At 72.1% G+C, this 18,480-nt stretch carries 14 protein-coding genes; 8 read left to right on the top strand and 6 right to left on the bottom strand.

Features of this window, described 5'->3' with window-relative positions; genetic code table 11:
• Nucleotides 1–2: 2 nt before the first annotated feature.
• Nucleotides 3–989 (bottom strand): hypothetical protein, encoded by a 987-nt coding sequence (locus tag H4696_RS24760; protein WP_086857241.1) that lies wholly within the window; start codon nt 987–989, stop codon nt 3–5.
• Nucleotides 990–1,394: 405 nt separating this feature from the next.
• Between H4696_RS24760 and H4696_RS24755 the strand changes: the two genes are divergently transcribed.
• Nucleotides 1,395–2,066: an HU family DNA-binding protein gene (locus tag H4696_RS24755; RefSeq protein WP_086857242.1), complete on the top strand. Its 672-nt coding sequence runs from the start codon at nt 1,395–1,397 to the stop codon at nt 2,064–2,066.
• Nucleotides 2,067–2,130: 64 nt separating this feature from the next.
• Here the strand turns inward: H4696_RS24755 and H4696_RS24750 are convergent, their stop codons facing one another.
• On the bottom strand, nt 2,131–2,904 hold the full coding sequence (locus H4696_RS24750) for an IclR family transcriptional regulator (protein ID WP_086857243.1): 774 nt from the start codon (nt 2,902–2,904) through the stop codon (nt 2,131–2,133).
• Nucleotides 2,905–3,026: 122 nt separating this feature from the next.
• Between H4696_RS24750 and H4696_RS24745 the strand changes: the two genes are divergently transcribed.
• Both H4696_RS24745 and H4696_RS24740 read left to right on the top strand, forming a co-directional pair.
• Nucleotides 3,027–4,136, top strand: a complete 1,110-nt coding sequence (locus H4696_RS24745) for a mandelate racemase/muconate lactonizing enzyme family protein (RefSeq protein ID WP_086857244.1) — start codon at nt 3,027–3,029, stop codon at nt 4,134–4,136.
• Entirely contained in the window at nt 4,124–5,257 is a 1,134-nt protein-coding gene (locus H4696_RS24740; protein WP_169734858.1) for an iron-containing alcohol dehydrogenase family protein, read from the top strand. The genes H4696_RS24745 and H4696_RS24740 overlap by 13 nt, the downstream gene beginning before the upstream one ends.
• Before the next feature lie 253 nt (nt 5,258–5,510).
• Here H4696_RS24740 and H4696_RS24735 read toward each other — a convergent pair whose 3' ends face one another.
• A complete protein-coding gene (locus H4696_RS24735) occupies nt 5,511–5,924 on the bottom strand; it encodes a histone-like nucleoid-structuring protein Lsr2 (protein WP_086857245.1) in 414 nt (137 codons plus the stop codon).
• A 549-nt stretch (nt 5,925–6,473) separates the two neighbouring features.
• Nucleotides 6,474–7,133 (bottom strand): HU family DNA-binding protein, encoded by a 660-nt coding sequence (locus H4696_RS24730; RefSeq protein WP_086857246.1) that lies wholly within the window; start codon nt 7,131–7,133, stop codon nt 6,474–6,476.
• 542 nt (nt 7,134–7,675) lie between these two features.
• On the opposite strand from H4696_RS24730, the gene H4696_RS24725 reads away from it, so the two are divergent.
• The 4 genes from H4696_RS24725 to H4696_RS24710 are packed head-to-tail and all read left to right on the top strand — an operon-like array spanning nt 7,676 to nt 14,991.
• Entirely contained in the window at nt 7,676–9,424 is a 1,749-nt protein-coding gene (locus H4696_RS24725; RefSeq protein ID WP_086857247.1) for an ATP-binding protein, read from the top strand.
• A gap of 35 nt (nt 9,425–9,459) precedes the next feature.
• Nucleotides 9,460–10,620, top strand: a complete 1,161-nt coding sequence (locus tag H4696_RS24720; RefSeq protein WP_086857248.1) for an exonuclease SbcCD subunit D — start codon at nt 9,460–9,462, stop codon at nt 10,618–10,620.
• A gap of 1 nt (nt 10,621) precedes the next feature.
• Nucleotides 10,622–14,023: an AAA family ATPase gene (locus H4696_RS24715; protein ID WP_192782515.1), complete on the top strand. Its 3,402-nt coding sequence runs from the start codon at nt 10,622–10,624 to the stop codon at nt 14,021–14,023.
• Nucleotides 14,020–14,991: a hypothetical protein gene (locus H4696_RS24710; protein ID WP_086856813.1), complete on the top strand. Its 972-nt coding sequence runs from the start codon at nt 14,020–14,022 to the stop codon at nt 14,989–14,991. Before H4696_RS24715 ends, H4696_RS24710 begins: the two co-directional genes overlap by 4 nt.
• A 61-nt stretch (nt 14,992–15,052) precedes the next feature.
• Here the strand turns inward: H4696_RS24710 and H4696_RS24705 are convergent, their stop codons facing one another.
• On the bottom strand, nt 15,053–15,538 hold the full coding sequence (locus H4696_RS24705) for a hypothetical protein (protein WP_086856812.1): 486 nt from the start codon (nt 15,536–15,538) through the stop codon (nt 15,053–15,055).
• A 130-nt stretch (nt 15,539–15,668) separates the two neighbouring features.
• On the opposite strand from H4696_RS24705, the gene H4696_RS24700 reads away from it, so the two are divergent.
• A complete protein-coding gene (locus H4696_RS24700) occupies nt 15,669–17,720 on the top strand; it encodes a glycoside hydrolase family 3 C-terminal domain-containing protein (protein WP_086856811.1) in 2,052 nt (683 codons plus the stop codon).
• Between the two features lie 132 nt (nt 17,721–17,852).
• On the opposite strand, the gene H4696_RS24695 is transcribed toward H4696_RS24700, so the two are convergent.
• Entirely contained in the window at nt 17,853–18,431 is a 579-nt protein-coding gene (locus H4696_RS24695) for a hypothetical protein (protein WP_192782514.1), read from the bottom strand.
• Nucleotides 18,432–18,480 lie beyond the last annotated feature (49 nt).

Genomic DNA, 18,480 nt, shown 5'->3' with positions numbered 1-18,480 from the left:
GCTCACCTCGTCGAGGTGTATCCGGGGGCGACGGGGATCAGCTCGCCCTTGAGCGCGGCGTCGGCCTCGGCCGCGGTGACCTTCCGCCCGTCGGTCCAGACGTAGCCGTCGACGACGTTGGGGAACCACATGTCGAACTCGAGGTTGCTGCGCGTCCTCGCCTGGGAGTAGAGCTCGAACTGCGCCCGGAGCAAGGGGTCCCAGCGCCGCCGGCCGAACCTCAGGTCCAGCTCGATCAGCGCCTGGTTGACTTCCTTGCTGGTGAGCTGCTGGACGATCGCGTTCATGGCTTTCTCCAGTGGCGTCTTGGTGTCCAGGAACCGGGTGATGTCGGCCTGCTTCCCGGCGACGGTGATGCGCCTGCCCTCCCGCGCCGAGGTCTCGTCCTCGGCCTCCGCGCGCGGGATGGTGTCGGGGTACTCCATGTCCCAGGGAATGCCGCGGATGAGGACTTCGTTGCGGGCCGTCTTCGAGGTTTTGACGGAGCCGAAGGTGAAGCCCAGCGCCCCGCCCACGGTGACGTCGATCGACAGCTTCTGGGAGAGCCGGAACGCCAGCGCCTTGTGGTAGCCGAACCCGGCGCGGCAGGACAGCATGAGGATGGTGACCCCCTTGCCCTCACGGCGCCGTTTCAGGTTGCCGTCCGCCGTGAGGATGTCGATGAACCGGTCCATCCCCTCGTCCGCGCGGGGGCCCATGTCGTAGAGCCCTTCGTCGCTGCCGTGGCCGACGACGAAGATGACGTCGGAGTCCCGGAGACCGGAGAAGTCCAGCGGGGTCACCGGAACGGTGTGCTGGAAGGAGTGGACGGGGATGCCGAACGCCCGGCTGCTCTTCCGCAGCGTGTACAGGACCTTCATCAGGGCGTAGTCCTGGTACACGGGCGGCGACAGCGGCTCGTCGGGATGCCTGTCCTTCCACTCGCCGTCGGTGATCGTCCCCGGGGCGGCGACCGCGATGTACCGGGACGCCGTCGAAACATCAAGCATCGTCCGTGGACCTCCAACCCGTTCGGTGTCTGACCGACGCTCGCACGGGCCGTCGACAGCCCGTCGACAATCCGGCGACAGGGGAGTTCCGGCGCCGAACAGGTGTGGGGACTCGTTGAGCGGACAGGGATTTCCCGACCCTCGCGTCGAACAGGTGAGCGACCGGGCGGCCTGTGTCCTCTATGGACTATGGCTCGCCTTCGACGACGTATGTGCAGGTCAGGCCGATGTTCTCGCTGCGCGTGTGTGTCCAGGTGGGACTCGGTGGGGGCGCCGTGCCCACGGTTTCCCCGGCGGCACAAGAGAGTTCGTGGTCACCCTCGTTTGGTTTTGCGGCGTCTTGGTAATACTCTGTGTGACGTCGGCCGTCATGGGCCGTGGTGAGTTCCACTATGGAGGACTGGAATGACGAACAAGGCCCAGCTGATCGAGGCGCTGTCGGAGCGTCTGGGCGACGACAAGAAGGTGGCTGCCCAGGCTGTCGACGGTCTGGTGGACATCATCATCCGTACGGTCAACAAGGGCGAGAAGGTCAACATCACCGGCTTCGGTGTGTTCGAGAAGCGCGCCCGCGCCGCTCGCACCGCGCGCAACCCGCGCACCGGTGAGGCCGTGAAGGTGAAGAAGACCAACGTGCCCGCCTTCCGCGCCGGCACGACGTTCAAGGAGGTCATCGGCGGCACCAAGAAGCTGCCGAAGGCCACCCCGGTCAAGCGCGCCACCGCGACCCGCGCGACGGCGACGAAGACCGCCGCCGCGGCCGCTCCGGCCAAGGCGACCACGACCCGCACGACCCGCGCCGCGGCCGCGAAGCCGGCCACCACCACGCGCGCGACGACCACGCGGACCCGCGCCACCGCGGCGAAGCCGGCCGCCAAGGCCACCACCGCCACCAAGGCGGCCCCGAAGACCACCGCGGCGAAGACCACGGCGGCCAAGGCCACCACGGCGAAGGCGACCACGACCCGGGCGAAGACCGCCGCCGCCAAGCCGGCCGCGACCAAGACGGCCGCGGCGAAGAAGCCCGCCGCCGCGAAGGCCCCGGCCAAGCGCACGTCGGCCGCGAAGAAGAAGTAACACCGGTTTCACTGCCGGAAGGGCCCCGCACCGAACTCGGTGCGGGGCCCTTCCGCTGCCGGCCTCACGCCGGATGGTTGATCACCCAGCCGAGGTGGGCGGAAATGCTCGCCGCCGCCTTTGCCGTCTCCCGGCCCGCTGCCTCGAGACCTTCGCCCAGCCGGGAAGCCGGGGCCGAGACGTTCACCGCCGCGACCACGCGGCCGCGGAAGTCGCGGATCGGGGCCGATACCCCCACCAACCCGGCCTCGAACTCCTCGCGGACGCGGGCGTAGCCGTCCCGGCGGGCTTCCTGGATCTTCAGCCACAGCTCCGGCAACGACGAAACTTCGGACGCGGCAAAGCGGATGTAAAGCTCGTCCGGGGTGGCGTCGAGCAGCAGGACGCGGCCAGCCGAGGTGCAGGGGGCCGGGACGGCCCGGCCTTCCCAGTCGGGGACGCGGAAAGAATGCCCCGACACCGACAGCAGCGTCAGGACCTCCTGGTCGCGCAGGACGCAGAGGTGCGTGGTCTCCTCGAGTTCGGCCGCCAGCTCGCGCAGCACCGGTTCGGCCGCGCGCACCAGGCGGTCCTCGACCGTGCGGGCGGCCAGGGAGAACAGCCGCCAGCCCAGGCGGTAGCCGAGGGTGTCCGGGTCGCGCTCGACGACGCCCTCCTCCGCCAACGCCTTGAGAGCGCGGGACACCTGGCTCTTCTCGCGGCCGGTGAGCTGGGCGAGGCGGACCACCCCCAGCCCGCCGGCGCGCTGTGCCTCGGGGGAGGCCAGCGCTTCCAGCAGGTCCAGGTCGCGGCGCAGGCCGTGGCCCTGGTGCCGCGCGCCGCCGTCCGGGGTGGGCATGGCACGGAAAGTACGGCGGGAGTTGGCGTCAGCGCAACGGGCGTTGCGATGTCCCCGGGATCCTTGCCCACCGTTTTCGCGTGCTCTTAACGTCGGCCGTACCGCCTTCGACTGGAGCGCCCGTGAAGATCACCGCCATCACCCTCGACCGGCTGCGGCTCGCGCTCGACCCGCCGCTGCGCGCGGCCTGGGACCCCGAGCCGCGGCGGCACTTCGACGCCACGATCGTGCGCGTGCACACCGACGAGGGCGTCACCGGTATCGGCTCCGGGGACACCATGGCCGGGTTCGCCGCCGTCGAGCACCTCTTCCTCGGTGCGGACCCGCTGGACATCGTCCGGCACGTCAAGGCGATCGAGACGGCCAACTTCCACGGCGGGCGCTTCTGGCCGCTGGAAGCCGCACTCTGGGACGTCATCGGGCAGGTCGCGGGCCTGCCTGTGGCGGCGTTGTTCGGGAACGCCGCTCGCGCGCTGCCCGCGTACGCCTCTTCGGCCGAGCTGAAGCCGCCGCCGGAACGTGTCGAAACCGCGCTGCGGGCCCGGGAGGCCGGGTTCCGGGCGATGAAGATCCGCATCGACCGCGACCGCGTGGCCGACGGGGTCGCCGCCGTCGCGGCCGTGCGGGACGCGCTCGGGCCGGACTTCGGGATCATGGTCGACCTCAACCAGTCCTGGCGGATGGCCGGCGACACGAGCACAGCCGCCGACCTGGTGAAGACGCGGGAACTGGTGCGCCTGCTCGCCGAGCTGGACGTGCTCTGGGTCGAGGAACCATTGCCCTACCACGACCTGGCCGGGTTCAAGACCCTCCGCGCGGAGAACCCGGGCGTCCGGATCGCGGCGGGCGAAATGCACCACTCGGTGCCGGAACTGCTGCGCTACCTGGAAGAGGACGTCCTGGACGTCTACCAGATGGACGTCGTGCTCGCGGTCGGCATGCACCGCGCCCGCACGCTCGCCGAGCTGGCGCTGCTCAAGCACCGCGCGTTCACGCCGCACAGCTGGACCAACGGCATCGGCGTGCTGGCCAACCTGCACGTCTCGGCCGGCGTCGGCGGCGGGCCGTACTTCGAGTTCCCCTGGGACCCGCCCGGGTGGACGCCGGAACGCCGCGACTTCATGCTGGCCGAGCCCGTGACGATCAATGCGGCGGGCGAGGTCGAGGTGCCGCGCCGGCCCGGGCTCGGCGTCGAACTGGACGAAGAGGCGGTGCGACGGTGGCGGATCTGACCCGGCTGTCCGTCGAGCCGGGCGGCCGCACCGAATACGGCCCCGGCGTCGTCGCCGAACTGCCCGCCTTCGTCGACCAGCTGGGCCGCACCCGGGTGTTCGTGGTCACCGACCGCGGGCTGCGGGCCACCGGGATCGTCGGCCGCGTCGAGAAGATCCTCGCGCGGGCCGGGATCGAGTACGCCGTGCACGAAGACGTCGGCCCGAACCCGTCGACGGCCGAGCTGGACCGCGGTGCCGCCCGCCTGCGCGCGTTCGGCGATGCCGTGGTGCTCGCGCTCGGCGGCGGTTCGGCGCTGGACGCGGCGAAAGGCATCTCCCTGCTCGCGGGCAACCCGCCGGCCGTCGCCGCGGACGCCGACCGGCTGTGGGACGCCGCCGACGGCCTGCCGCTGATCGCCGTCCCGACGACGGCGGGCACCGGCGCGGAAACCAACGGCTTCGGCGTCACCGAGGACGTCCGCGCCTGCCGCAAGGTCTACATCGGACACCCGTCGGTCCGGCCGCGGATCGCCGTCCTGGACCCCGAGCTCACGCTGGGCCTGCCCGCGGCGGTCACCGCGGCTTCGGGCCTGGACGCCCTGGTCCACGGCATCGAGTCGCTGTCCTCGCGCGGCTCCAGCCCGATCTCCGCCGCGTACGCCACCCAGGCGATCAGCCTCGTCGGGCACTGGCTGCCGGCCGCGTTCCGGGACGGGAGCGACCTCGAGGCGCGGTCGCGGCTGATGCTGGGCGCCCACCTGGCCGGGCACGCCCTGACGCTGTCGGGACTCGGGCTGGTCCACGGCATCGGCCACGCGCTGACCGCGCACACCGGAACCCCGCACGGCGTCGCGCTGGCGGCGGTGCTGGAGGAGGTGATGGAGTTCAGCGCGGAGGCCGCGGCTTCGGCTTACGAGAGCACGGCGTGGGCGCTGCGGGTGCCGCCCGGCGCGGCGATCGGCGCGGTGCGGGAGATTTCCGGGGCACTCGGGATCAAACGGCCGTTGCGGGAGCTGGGGGTGGAACGGGACCGGATCGCGGTCATCGCGGCGGATGCCGTCGCCGACGCTGTGACGAAGAACGCGCCGCGCCTGCCCCGGGAAGCCGAGGTGGTCTCGCTGCTCCGGTCGGTTTACTGACGGGCTCGCGAGGAAAAGAATGCCGCCCGGAATTCGGGCTAGCGCCAAAGTGACGAACCGGTCGCTGCCCGTACCGGGGGAATGGCCTCCGTCGGCGGCGAGGGTGTTCAGTCCTTGCCGCCAACGGGCCGGTTCCCCAGTGAGGCTTATTCAGCCGTCGGCCGCCGCATGACATCCGCACTGCCCCGGCGGTCTGCGCGCGGGGCGCGGCGGCCTGACCAGAATAAGCCTCAGTAAACTGCCGGCCACCGCCTTACTTCTTCGCGGCGGCGACCTTCTTGCGCGGGGCACGCTTGCGCGGGGCGGCCGCGGGCGTTTCCGCTTCCTCGACCTGGGCCTGCTCGTAAGCCGCGATCACCTCGGAGGAAAGGCGGCCGCGCTCGGAGACCTCGTAGCCGTTCGCGTTGGCCCAGGCGCGGATCTGCTGGTTGCGCTCGCGGTCGGTCGTGCTGGTCGTGGTCGACTGGCCGGTGGCCACGCGGACCTTGCGGCCCCCGATGCGGCGGCCTGCGGAGACGTAGCGGGCCAGTTCGTCGCGCAGGGCGGCGGCGTTGTCGTCCGACAGATCGATTTCGTAGGTGACGCCGTCGAGGCCGAACTGAACGGTCTGGGCGGCTTTGCTGCCGTCGATGTCGTCCAGGATCTCGACGAGGACTTTCTGGGCCACGGGAATGCTCCTCAGCTGGATGTGCGCTCGGCGAACGTGACGTGTGACAAGTTGCACAATGGTCGACGTTCTTCGGTGGAGTGTATCCAGTCGAGGATCGGTACGGCAATTTCCCGTCCACTTAGCCGACGTCCGGCGGGGTTAATCGGCTCGCATTCCCGGATCGAAGCCCGCTTCGCCCGGCGTCTCGCCGTCGTCCGCGTCGGCCAGGTGGGCCTCCTCGGCGGCCTCCTTGGCCTCCTTGATGGACTGCCGGCTGTGGGCGAGGTCCGCTTCGGGGTCCTGTCGCCGGGTCTGCTTCCGGCGGCTACCCCGGAAGCGGGAACCGCAACCCCGGGGCGTTCACCCTGACGGGTGGGCCGGGAACGTCTTGAATGAGTCATTCAGGTCTTCGGAGGTCCTGAATGACTCATTCAAGACGTTGGGCGGGCCGGTCACCGGCGGCGGAGTGGCCTGGCCGTGCGGGCCGGGACCGGTTTCGGGCGCCTGGAACGCGGAAGGGCCCCGCACCGATCCCGGTGCGGGGCCCTTCCGGCGGTGAGGCCGGTGTTACTTCTTCTTGGCGGCCGACGTGCGCTTGGCCGGGGCCTTGGCGGCGGCGGGCTTCTTCGCCGCGGCGGTCTTGGTGGCGGCCGGCTTGGCGGCGGCCTTGGCGCGGGTGGTGGTGGCCTTCGCCGTGGTGGCCTTGGCCGCGGTGGTCTTCGCCGCGGTCTTCGGGGCCGCCTTGGTGGCGGTGGCCTTGGCGGCCGGCTTCGCCGCGGTGGCGCGGGTCCGCGTCGTGGTCGCGCGCGTGGTGGCCGGCTTGGCGGCGGCCGCCCGCGTGGTGCGGGTGGTGGTGGCCTTGGCCGGGGCCGCGGCGGCCTTGGTGGCGGTCGCGCGGGTTGCCGTGGCGGCGGTGGCGCGCTTGACCGGGGTGGCCTTCGGCAGCTTCTTCGAGCCGGAGATGACGTCCTTGAACGTGGTTCCGGCGCGGAAGGCGGGCACGTTGGTCTTCTTGACGCGCACGGCCTCGCCGGTACGCGGGTTGCGCGCGGTACGGGCGGCGCGGGCGCGCTTCTCGAACACACCGAAGCCGGTGATGTTGACCTTCTCGCCCTTGTTGACCGTCCGGATGATGATGTCCACCAGACCGTCAACGGCCTGCGAAGCCACCTTCTTGTCGCCCAGGCGCTCCGACAGCGCCTCGATCAGCTGGGCCTTGTTCGTCATTCCAGTCCTCCATAGTGGAACTACTAGTCACGGCCCATCTCGGCCGACACTGCACACGGTATTACCAATACCGCACAAAATCCAACCGGGGGGTGAAATATTTCCTTGTGCGGGGGCGAGTTCCGCCTCCCGGACGGCCTCCGCCGGAGAGTCACCCGATGGCATCCCGGACTCCGTGCACGGCTCTGAGCAGGGAAAACAATGGTCCGGCGCCGTCCACTGTGGTCGTCCATATAGGACCCGAGGCCCTTTTGGAGAACTTTCGCCGCGACACGCCGGTAGTCACCCTTCCCCGACGTGTGCCGGGGGCCCACGTCCCGATCCCGCGCGGCGGCCGGGGTTCGGGGCCCGTCCGGGGGCCGCCCGGCGCCGGAAAAGGTTCTGCGGCGGGAAAAGGATCTTCCCCGAAGGGTGAACTCACTCGTTCGGCGCAGTCTTGTCCGGTCGTGACATCCCGGGGTCAAGGCCGTGTTGGCCGCGGGACTGTCGGTGCGGCGGGCTAGTCTGCCGCGGGAGGAACACCCGCGCGGACAGGGAGAACCGTGGACCAGGAGACGCTCACCACCGTGGTCGGACGGGTGGCAGGCACCGAAGACTCGACGCCGCTGCAGTTCTGCGTGGCCATCGACCCGGAAGCCTATCTGCAGCTCGACGACGTCGTCGTGACCCGGCGGGACTTGCCGGGGCTCGGGGAAGTCACCTCTTACGGCGTGGTCACGCAGGTGAGCGCGCGGCACGAAGGCGCCAGCTTCGGCAGCGACGTCTTCCTGATCTCCGACGGCGTCCTGCCCGCGCAGGTGCAGGAGATCGCCGAGATCGCCACCACCCGCGTCGAACCCGAGTGCTACGTGCCGCCCAAGCCGGGCGCCGTCGTCTCGCGGGCCGTGGGAGAAGATCGCGCGCAGGCGCTGTACTTCGACAACATGACCCGCCAAGTGGCGGTGGGCCTGGGCCGGGACGGGGAACCCGTCTACCTCAACATGGACTTCCTCGACGGCACGCGGGGTGCGCACGTCAGCATCAGCGGCGTCTCGGGCGTGGCCACCAAGACGTCGTTCGCGTTGTTCCTGCTGCACTCGATCTTCCGCGGCGGCGCGCTGCCGAACGCCCACAACGCCAAGGCCCTCGTCTTCTCGGTCAAGGGCGAGGACCTGCTGTTCCTCGACACCCCGAACGTCCACCTCGACGAGAAGCTCAAGGCCGAGTACGCCAAGCTCGGCCTGCCCGCGGAGCCGTTCGCCTCCGTCGGGTTCTACGCGCCGCCGACGCCGTCGGACACCACGGGGAAGCCTTACGTCACCGGGCGCACGTCCGGCGTTGGCGCGTTCTGGTGGACCATCGCGGAGTTCTGCGCGAAGGACCTGCTGCCCTACGTCTTCGCCGACGCCGAGGACGAGCGCAACCAGTACACGATGGTCATCCACCAGGTCGCGAACCGGTTGCGGCTGGACAGCACCCCCGCGGGCAAGGACGGCGCCGCCAACGTCGACGGCGTGCTGTGCCGCACGTACGCCGAACTCGTCGACGTCATCTGCGACCGGGTCACCGACGAGGAAACCCGCGCGAGCTGGGCGGGCGCGGTCACCGGCGCGGGCACGGTCAACGCCTTCATCCGCCGCCTGCGCTCCAGCCAGCGTGCCCTGTCCGGCCTCATCCGCGGTGACCTCGCCGATCACCCCGCCCGCTCGCTGTCCACGGAGAACCAGCAGGTGACCGTGGTGGACATCCACAACCTCGTCGAGCGCGCGCAGCGGTTCGTCGTCGGCGTGACGCTGGCGGCGGAGACCGCGCGCAAGGAAGCCGCCGGCCCGGGCGGGTTGCTGTTCACCATGCTGGACGAGCTCAACAAGTACGCGCCGCGGGAAGGCAGCAGCCCCATCAAGGAGGTGCTGCTGGACATCGCCGAGCGCGGCCGCTCCCTCGGCGTCATCCTGATCGGCGCGCAGCAGACCGCCAGCGAGGTCGAGCGCCGGATCGTCAGCAACAGCTCGGTGCGGATCGTCGGGCGCCTCGACGCCGCCGAGGCGTCCCGGCCCGAGTACGGCTTCCTGCCGCAGAGCCAGCGGGTCCGCGCGACGCTCGCCACGCCGGGCACGATGTTCGTGAGCCAGCCGGAGATCCCGGTGCCGATCGCCGTCGGCTTCCCGTTCCCGGCCTGGGCCACGCGGCTTTCCGAGGCCGGCCAGGTGCCGGTGAAGACGGCGACGGCGAAGAAGGCCGATCCCTTCGCCGGCCTGCCGTCGGGAAGCGGAAGCGCCGATCCGTTCGGTGACGACCCGCCTCCCTTCTGAGCCCGCCGCCCGCTATCCGAACGGAAGGACGAAGTGTGAAGTTCCTGCACACCTCCGATTGGCACGTCGGCAAGACGCTCAAGGGCCGCAACCGGCTCGACGAGCAGCGCGCGGTGCTCGGCGAAATCGTCCGGATCGCGCGGAAGGAGGAGTTCGACGCGATCCTGGTCGCGGGCGACCTGTACGAGACGTCGGCGCCGTCGGCCGCCGCGCAGGAGCTGGTGGTGCAGGCGCTGATGGCGCTGCGCGACACCGGCGCCGAGGTGCTGGCCATCGCCGGGAACCACGACCACGCCGCGACGTTCGAGGCCTACCGGCCGCTGCTGCGCAAAGCGGGCATCCACCTCACCGGGAACCCGCGCCCGGCCACCGACGGCGGGGTCGTGTCGTTCGACGCGCGGTCGACGGGTGAGCGCGTCAACGTCGCCGTGCTGCCGTTCCTTTCCCAGCGCTACGCGGTCCGCGCCGCCGAGCTGCTCACCGGGACCCCGGCGGACAACGTCGGCGAGTACGACCAGCGCGTGCGCGACATCCTGGAGCACCTCAAGGGCGGCTTCACGCCCGGCGCGGTGAACCTCGTCATGGCGCACCTGACGGTGACCGGCGGCGCCATGGGCGGCGGGGAACGCGCGGCCCAGTCCATCTTCGAGTACCACGTGCCGGCCACGGCGTTCGGCGCCGACCCGCACTACGTCGCCCTCGGCCACCTGCACCGCCGCCAGTCGCTGCCCGCCGCGTGCCCGGTGCACTACAGCGGTTCGCCGTTCGCCGTCGACTTCGGCGAGCAGGACAACAAGAGCGTCGTGCTGGCGGTCGAGGTTTCGCCGTCGACGCCGGCGAAGATCACCGACATCCCGCTGACCTCGGGGCGGCGGCTGCGGACCGTCCACGGCACGGTGGCCGAGCTGATCGGCCGCGCGGCGGAGTTCGGCGAGGACTACCTGCGCGTCTACGTCCGCGAGGCGACCAGGGCCGGGCTGCGCGAGGAAATCCAGGAGGTCCTGCCCCACGCCCTGGAAATCCGCATCGACCCGGAGTTCGCCGCGCCGGTGACGGCGGCGGGCGGCGACCGCGCGATCGCGGACCGCTCACCGGGGGAGCTGTTCGCGTCCTACTGCGAGGAGCGGACCGTCGACGACAAGCGCGTCCAGTCGCTCTTCGCGCGGCTGCACGACGAAGAGACGAGCGGGGTGTGACATGCGGCCAGTGCTGCTGGAGATGACCGGGTTCGCGTCCTTCCGCGAGAAGACCGAAGTCAGCTTCGCGGACACGGACTACTTCGCGCTCGTCGGGCCGACCGGCGCGGGCAAGAGCACCGTGATCGACGCGCTCACCTTCGCCCTCTACGGCTCCGTCGCCCGCTGGGACCACGAAGGCCTGGTCTCGCCCGCGCTCGCGCCGACGGCGAACCGCGCCACCGTGCGGCTGGTCTTCGACGCGGGCGGCGCGCGCTACCACGTCGTGCGGGAAGTCCGGCGCAGCGGCGGGAAGAAACCCACGGTCAGCGTCAAGAACGTCCGCTTGGAACGGCTGATCGACCCCACCGCGCTCGGCGGCCCGGAGGACGACGCCGACCCGGTCGCCGCGGACTCCGAGGTCACCCCGGCGGTCGAACGCCTGCTCGGGTTGACGTTCAAGCACTTCTGCACCTGCGTGGCGCTGCCGCAGGGCGACTTCGCCGAGTTCCTGCACGCCAAGGCAGCCGACCGGCAGAAGATCCTCATCAAGCTGCTGGGCCTGGAGGTCTACGAGCGGATCGGCCGCCGCGCCGGGGTCACCGCCGAACAGCAGAAGCTGCGGGCCGCCGTCCTGACCGAACAGCTCGGCAGCTACGCCGACGCGACCGAGGAAGCCGTCGAAGCGCTCGCCGCGCGGATGACCGCCCTCGCCGAGCTGGACGCGCGCGTGACCGCGGCGTTGCCGGGGCTGAACGACGCGACCCGCGCGCACGACGAAGCCCGGCAACGCGTCGCCACGCTGACCAAGGAACTCGGCGTCCTCGACGCGCTGGAACGCCCGGACGGCGTCGAAGACCTCGAATCCCGGCGCCAGGCCGCGGCCGACGCCGTGACGGCCGCGCAGGCCGGGCTGGAAACCGGCGAGGCGGCGGACGAAGCGGCCCGTGCCGCGCTGGCCGCCGCACCCGACCGGAGCGGGCTGGAGCGGATCCGCGCCGCGCGCACGGAACTCGCCGAAGCCGAGAAGGCGCTCCCGGGCCTGGAAGAAGCGGCGAAAGCGGCGACGGAGGCGAAGACGGCCGCGTCGGCGGCGGTCGCCGAAGCCGTGGCGGCGGTCGAGACGGCCCGCAAGACCCGGGACACCACCGCGCGGGCCGCCGAAGACGCGGCCGCGCGGGCCGACGTCGCACGCCGGGAACGCGACCGGCTGGCCGGGGTGCGGCCGCCGGCGGATCTCGGGGACCTGTCGGAAGAGGCGGCGCGGGTGGCGAAGCGCACCGCCGAAGCCGATGCCCGCCTGCGTGCCGCCGAGGCCGCCGACGCCGAAGCCCGCGCGGCGCTGGCCGCACGGCCCGACGTCGCCCCGCTCGCCGCCGCGCGTTCCGACGCCCGGACGCTCTACGCGGTGGCCGAAGCCCAGCGGAAGGCCGCGCCCGAGCAGGCCGCGCGCCGCACGGAACTCGAGGCGGCGCGGAGCGCCTTCGCCCACGCCGACGCCGAAGTCACCGCGGCGAAGGCTGCGGTCACCGAAGCCGAACGGGCCGGGCAGGCGCTGGGCCTGCGGGCCGGGCTCGCCGTCGGGCACCCGTGCCCGGTGTGCGAGCAGGAAGTCGCGACCCTGCCCGACGCCGGCGGGCACGCCCACCTGGCCGAGGCGCGCGAACGCCTCGAGCGGGCGGAAGCCGGCCGCGCGACCGCGGAGTCCGCGCTGCGCAAGCTGGAGCGGGCCGTGGACCGCGACGCCGACTCGGCCGCGACGGCGGCCGCGCAGGCGGAAGAACTGCGCGTGGTGCTCGCGGAAGTGGCCGGACCACCCGAGTCGGTGGTTCTGCGCCGCCCGGTCGAAGCGGCGTTTTCCGAGCAGGACTACGCGGACCTCGTCACGGCCGTGCGCGAGCGGGGGGAGTGGCTGTCGAAGACGATCGACGCCCGCACCCGCGTCGCCGAGGCCGCGAACGCCGCCGACAAGGAACTGGCGGCGGCCCGCACCGACCGCGCGGCCGCGCAGCGCGAAGCGGAGGTCGTCGAGAAGTCGTTCGCCGCGGCCAAGGAAGCCCTGCGCGCGGCCCGCGATCCGCTGGTGGAACTGGGCGCGCCCGCCGTCGACACCGGCGACGTCCCGGCGGGCTGGCGGCTGCTGACGTCGTGGGCGGCGTCGGCGCTCGAGGAACGGCGGACCGCGCTGGCCGCGCTCGAAGCGGCCGCCGAAGCCGCGGGCAAGGAAGCCGTCGTCGCGGCGGACGACCTCGCCTCCGCGGAACGGACCGCCGAGCAGCGCCGGAAGCAAGCGGAAGAAGCGGCACTGGCCGAACAGTCGGCGAGCACCACGCTGACCACGACCCGGCGCCGGCACGGTGAACTGGTCGAAACGCTGAAGGACGCGCCGTCGGCCGAAGCCGTCACCGAGCAGCTCGCGCGGGTCGCCGAACTGGAACGAGCCGCGAAAGCCGCCGACGCCGGCCTGCGGACCGCCCGCGCGGCCGCGAAACAAGCGGCGGAAGCCCAGGCCCGCGTCGCCGAGCAGGTGGCGGCGGAACGGCAGCGGCTGTCCCGCGCACGCGATCCCCTCGTCGGTCTGGGTGCGCCGCCGATCGACGGCGAAAGCCTCCTCGGCGCCTGGACCGCGCTCACGGACTGGGCAGCCGGGCAGGCGGCCGAGCACCGCACCCGGCTGGCCGCCGCCGGAAAAGCCGAGGACGAAGCCGCCGAAGCGTTGCGGGCGGCCGAACGCGCGGTCGCCGACGACATCACCGCGCTCGAAGTCCCGCTGCCGGAAGGATCGGTGCGGGACCGGGCCCCGGTGGCCCTCGCGACCGCCCGCGCCCGCGCCGAAGCCGACCACACGGAAATGAAGCGGCGCGTGGCGCACGTGGCCGGGCTGCAGGGCGACATCGCGGCCGCCGAGTCCGACGCGCAGGTCGCGCGGCTGCTCGCGGATCTGCTGCGCTCGGACAAGTTCCCGCGCTGGCTCATCGCCGGTGCGCTCGACACGCTGGTCGCCGAGGCGTCGGCGTCGCTGCTCGAACTCTCCGGCGGCCAGTTCGAGCTCACCCACGACAAGGGCGACTTCCTGGTGGTGGACCACAACGAGGCCGACGCCCGGCGCCCGGTCAAGACGCTGTCCGGCGGGGAGACGTTCCAGGCGTCGCTTTCGCTGGCGCTGGCGTTGTCGTCCCAGCTCGGCGCGATGGCCGCGGAGGGCGCGACCCGGCTCGAGTCCATCTTCCTCGACGAAGGCTTCGGGACGCTGGACGAAGCCACCCTCGACGTCGTGGCGTCCACGCTGGAGAACCTCGCCGCCACCGGCTCCCGGATGGTCGGGGTGATCACGCACGTGCCCGCGCTGGCCGAGCGCGTCCCGGTGCGGTTCCTGGTCACCCGCGACGGTTCCGGCTCGCACATCGGCAGGGAGGGCGCATGACCGCCGTGGCAGGCATGAACTTCAGCATCGACACCTGGGACCCGGGCTACGGCAGCTCGATGGAGGCCGAGGAACTGGGCCGCTCCCAGGCCGAGGTCGAGCTCGACGTCGAAGTCCCGGAAGACGAGTGGGCGCCGATCGACCCTTCGCCGGTGACACCGCCCGAAGCCGTGCTGTTCGTCGACGGCGTCCGGCGGATCGACGCGCGCGTCTGGATCGACGACCCGGCGGGCACGAACTCGGCGTCGATCGGGATCTGCGCCTCCTACGCGGCCGGCGTGGTGTGCTGCTGCGAGGGGCAGGCGCACGTCGTCGGCACCGACGTCCGGCGCGGGCTGTTCACGGTGGCCCCGCAGGCCGACGACATCGCGACCCCGGCCGGCCTCTACACGGCCCACCGCGCGGCGGCCAAGGACGACAAGCCGCTGCCGGTGGTGCTGTCCTCGGCGTTGCAGGAACAGCTGGCGCTGGTCGAGGAGGAGACGGCGGTCCGGGCGCGCACGGCGAGCCACGTGCGCGGCGACCTGCTGGTCGTGGACGGTCCGCTGCGCGGGCGCGCGCACCTCGAGCGGGCGGTCGGGTTCATCAAGAGCCACCAGACGACGTACCTGCCCGGCGAGCTCAACGCGATGGTCGGCGCGCTCGGGCCGCACCAGCGCACGCCGGTGTTCCTGATGGGGACCACCTGGGTCCGGCACTCCTGGTACCTGCGCCTGCCGTCGGTGGGCGGGCCGCCGTGGTCCGGGGTCGTGCGGGTGGAGGCGGCGCCGCACCTCGGGCGCGCCGAGGTGGCCGGGCTGGCGAACCTCACGCAGGCGGTGCTGGGACGGTTCGCTTCGGTGGCTTACAAGGATTCGCGGGCGCCGCAGAACCTGTACCCGATCGCGGGGCTGGAGCGCGACCTGCGGCACCGGCTGGGGGACCAGCAGTTCGTGTACCGGGCGTTGCGGCTGGCCGCGGTCCGTTGACGCCGGGCCCCGGGCGGCGGGCCTGGGGAGCACGCGCCGCCCGGGGTGTCCGGGGTGGGGATCAGCTCAGCGAGCCGTCCCCCGTCTGCGGTGCACCGGCCGGCTTGACCGCGACCTGCGGCTTCGCCGGCTTGGGGGCCTTCGACGTCGCCGGCGGCTTCGGCTTCGTCGTGGGCGGTTTCGGGTGCGCCGAGCTGCTCGGCGGCGGCGTGCCGAGGATGGTGAAGCTGCCGGTGGCCACGCGCCCGTCCGAGCAGGTGAACTGCGCGGTGTACTTGCCCGGCGTCATGATCGCCGTGGTGTGGCCGCCGGCGCGGCCCCAGTTGCCGCCCTCGGTGAACACCAGCGGCGCGGCGAATCCCTTCGACGTGACCGCGGTCTTCGGCGAGCAGCCGCCCAGCGCCGCGTGGGTTTCCGCGTCGACCCGGCCGCCCGGCTCCACCTGCTGGGTCAGTCCCCAGCCGACGTCGGACGCGCTCGCCGGGGCCGCGAGCGCGACCGTCGCCGCGCTCGCCGCCATTAGGCCGATCAGGGTTTTCTTGACCATGGTTCGTCCCCTCTCCTTCGTGCTCCTCCCACGCTTGAGCCGGGGAAACGGTTGAGTCCGCCGGAAATTTCATGTACGTGAACATCGTCGTGGCTGTGTTTCCCGGTCACGTATGGGGTTAGCTTGGCCGATGCGCACCGGACGGCTCGTTCTCGCGGTGGTCCTGGGTTTGTCGCTGGCGACGCCGGCGGCGGCCGATACGCAGCCTTGGCGCGATGCCCGGCAGGCACCGGATCGCCGGGCCGCCGAGCTGATCGCGGCGATGACCCTCGACGAGAAGATCTCCCAGCTGCACCTGCAGCCGGACGCGGAGCACCAGCGGTTCGTGCCGCCGATCCCGCGTCTGGGCGTGCCCGGCTTCCGCATCGCCAACGGCCCGGCGGGCATGGGCCCGGCCGACGACAAACCGCAGAAACCGGCGACCGCGCTGCCGGCCACGATGGCGCTGGCGTCGACGTTCGACACCGGCGTCGCACGCCGCTACGGCCGGCTGATCGGCGCCGAAACCCGCGCGCTCGCGCACAACGTGTCCGAGGCGCCGGACATCAACATCGCCCGCGTCCCGCGCAACGGCCGGACGTTCGAAGGCACGGGGGAGGACCCGGTGCTCGCCGGCGCGCTGGCCGCCGCCGACATCCGCGGCATCCAGGAGAACGGCACCATCGCCGAGGTCAAGCACTACGCGGCGAACAACCAGGAGACCCAGCGCTTCAGCATCGACGAGCACATCGACGAGCGCACGCTCAACGAGATCTACCTGCCGCACTTCGAGCAGGCGGTCGTCGAAGGCCGCGCCGGCTCGGTGATGTGCGCGTTCCCGAAGATCAACGGCGTCTTCATGTGCGAGAACCCGGCGTTGCTGCAGGGCAAGCTGCGCGATGACTGGGGTTTCGAGGGCTTCGTCCAGTCGGACTGGGGCGCCGCGCACAGCACGATCGGGTCGGCGGCCGCGGGCATGAACCTCGAGATGATCGACGGCACCTGGTACGGCGACAAGCTGAAGCAGGCCGTGCTCGCCGGGCAGGTCACCGAACAGCGCGTGGACGAGCTGCTCCTGCCGCGGTTCCGCACGATGTTCGCCTTCGGGCAGTTCGACCACCCGCCGGTGCTCTCGCCGCTGCCGACCGACCGGCACGACGCCGCCGCGAAGGAGTTCGCCGAACGCGGCATGGTGCTGCTCCGCAATGAGCACGCCCAGCTCCCGCTGGATCCTTCGGTGAAGTCGATCGCGCTCATCGGCCCGTTCGCCACCCGGGCCAAGACCGGGGGCGGCGGCAGCTCGGCCGTCATCCCGACGTCCACAGTGGACCCATTACCCGGCCTCCAGCAGCGTGTACCGGGTGCGGCGGTGACGCTCGATGACGGCAGCGACGTCGCGCGGGCGGCCGCGCTGGCGGGCACCGCGGACGTCAGCGTCGTGATGGTCGGCGACAACGAGACCGAGGGCAAGGACCGGCCGAGCCTGGCGCTGGAGGGCGACCAGGACGCGCTGGTGGCCGCCGTCGCCGCGGCGAACCCGCACACGGTGGTCGTGGTGAAGAGCGGTGGCCCGGTCCTGATGCCGTGGGCGGCTTCGGTGCCCGCGATCCTGCAGGCGTGGTACCCCGGCCAGCAGGACGGCGCGGCGGTGGCGAGCGTGCTGTTCGGCGACGTCAACCCGTCGGCGAAGCTGCCGATCACGTTCCCGGCGGCGGACGCGGACACCCCGGCGAACACGGTTTCGCAGTTCCCGGGGGTGGACGGGGTCGCGACTTATTCGGAGGGGCTGCAGGTCGGGTACCGGTGGTTCGACGCGCAGGGCCGGGCGCCGCTGTTCCCGTTCGGGTACGGCCTGTCGTACACGACGTTCGCGTTCTCGGGTCTGTCGGTGCGGAACACGGGTGACGGCGCGACGGCGACGTTCACGATCCGCAACACCGGGCGGCGGGCCGGTGCCGAGGTGGCCCAGTTGTACCTGGGCTTCCCGGCGGCGGCCGGGGAACCGCCTCGGCAGCTGAAGGGGTTCTCGCGGGTCTCGCTGGCGCCGGGGGAGTCCCGGCGGGTGACGATCCGGCTGGACGCGCGCGACTTTTCGGTGTGGGACACGGCCGGGCACGCGTGGCAGCCGGTGCGCGGCGGGTTCACGGTGTCGGTCGGTGACTCTTCGCGGTCCTTGCCGCTGCGGGCGTCCCTGGTGCGGTGAGGCGGCTTCCTCACCGCACGTCTTGAATGAGTCATTCAGGACCTCCGAGGACCTGAATGAGTCATTCAAGACGTTGGGCGAGATGAGGCGGCGGGTGCCTGGCCGGGCTGCGGCACTCGGTCGCGGCGCGCGTCAGCCCTTGCAGCCCGGCGCCGTCGCCGCGGCCATCATCAGCTCCGGCGATTCCGCCATCGGCGCGACCGGGTCGTAAGTACCGTCGATGTCCTGTTGTGCCTGCTTCACAGCGTCCGCGGCCGGCCCCTGGGAGGCGCCGTCGCCCGGTTTGGCGGCGTCCAGGGCCTTCTTCGCCTCCGCCGCGCGGTCGCGGGCCGTCGTGTACTTGGTCACGAATGCCTGCCGGACCTTCTCGGCGACCGGGACCGGGGCCGGCGGCAGGGCCGTCAGCTTGTCGACCACCTCGCCGGTGCGGGCCGCGATGCCGCCCAGGGTCGCGCTCAGCACCTGCTGCGCTTCGGCCACCGAGCCCGGATCGGGCTTCGGCGCCCCCGCTTCGTCGTTGGTGCGTTCGCGGTAGCCGTGGATCACGGCGCAGAATCCGTCCATCCAGCCGAGCACGGCCGGGTCGGCGGTGGCGGGCGCCGACGGCGTCGCGGGTGCCGTCACGGTCACGGTCGGCGGCGCCGCCGGGGGCGCGCCGGAGCACGCGGTCAGCAGCAGGCAGGCGCCGAGCAGCCCCGGAGCGAATTTCATGGGTCCCCCTCGCGGTGTCCTCGGCGGGTACACGCGCGAGCCTGCCGGA

Origin of the sequence: Amycolatopsis lexingtonensis (assembly GCF_014873755.1) — a bacterium.
GTDB classification, from domain to species: Bacteria; Actinomycetota; Actinomycetes; order Mycobacteriales; family Pseudonocardiaceae; genus Amycolatopsis; species Amycolatopsis lexingtonensis.
This window is presented reverse-complemented; position numbering and strand designations above follow the sequence as displayed.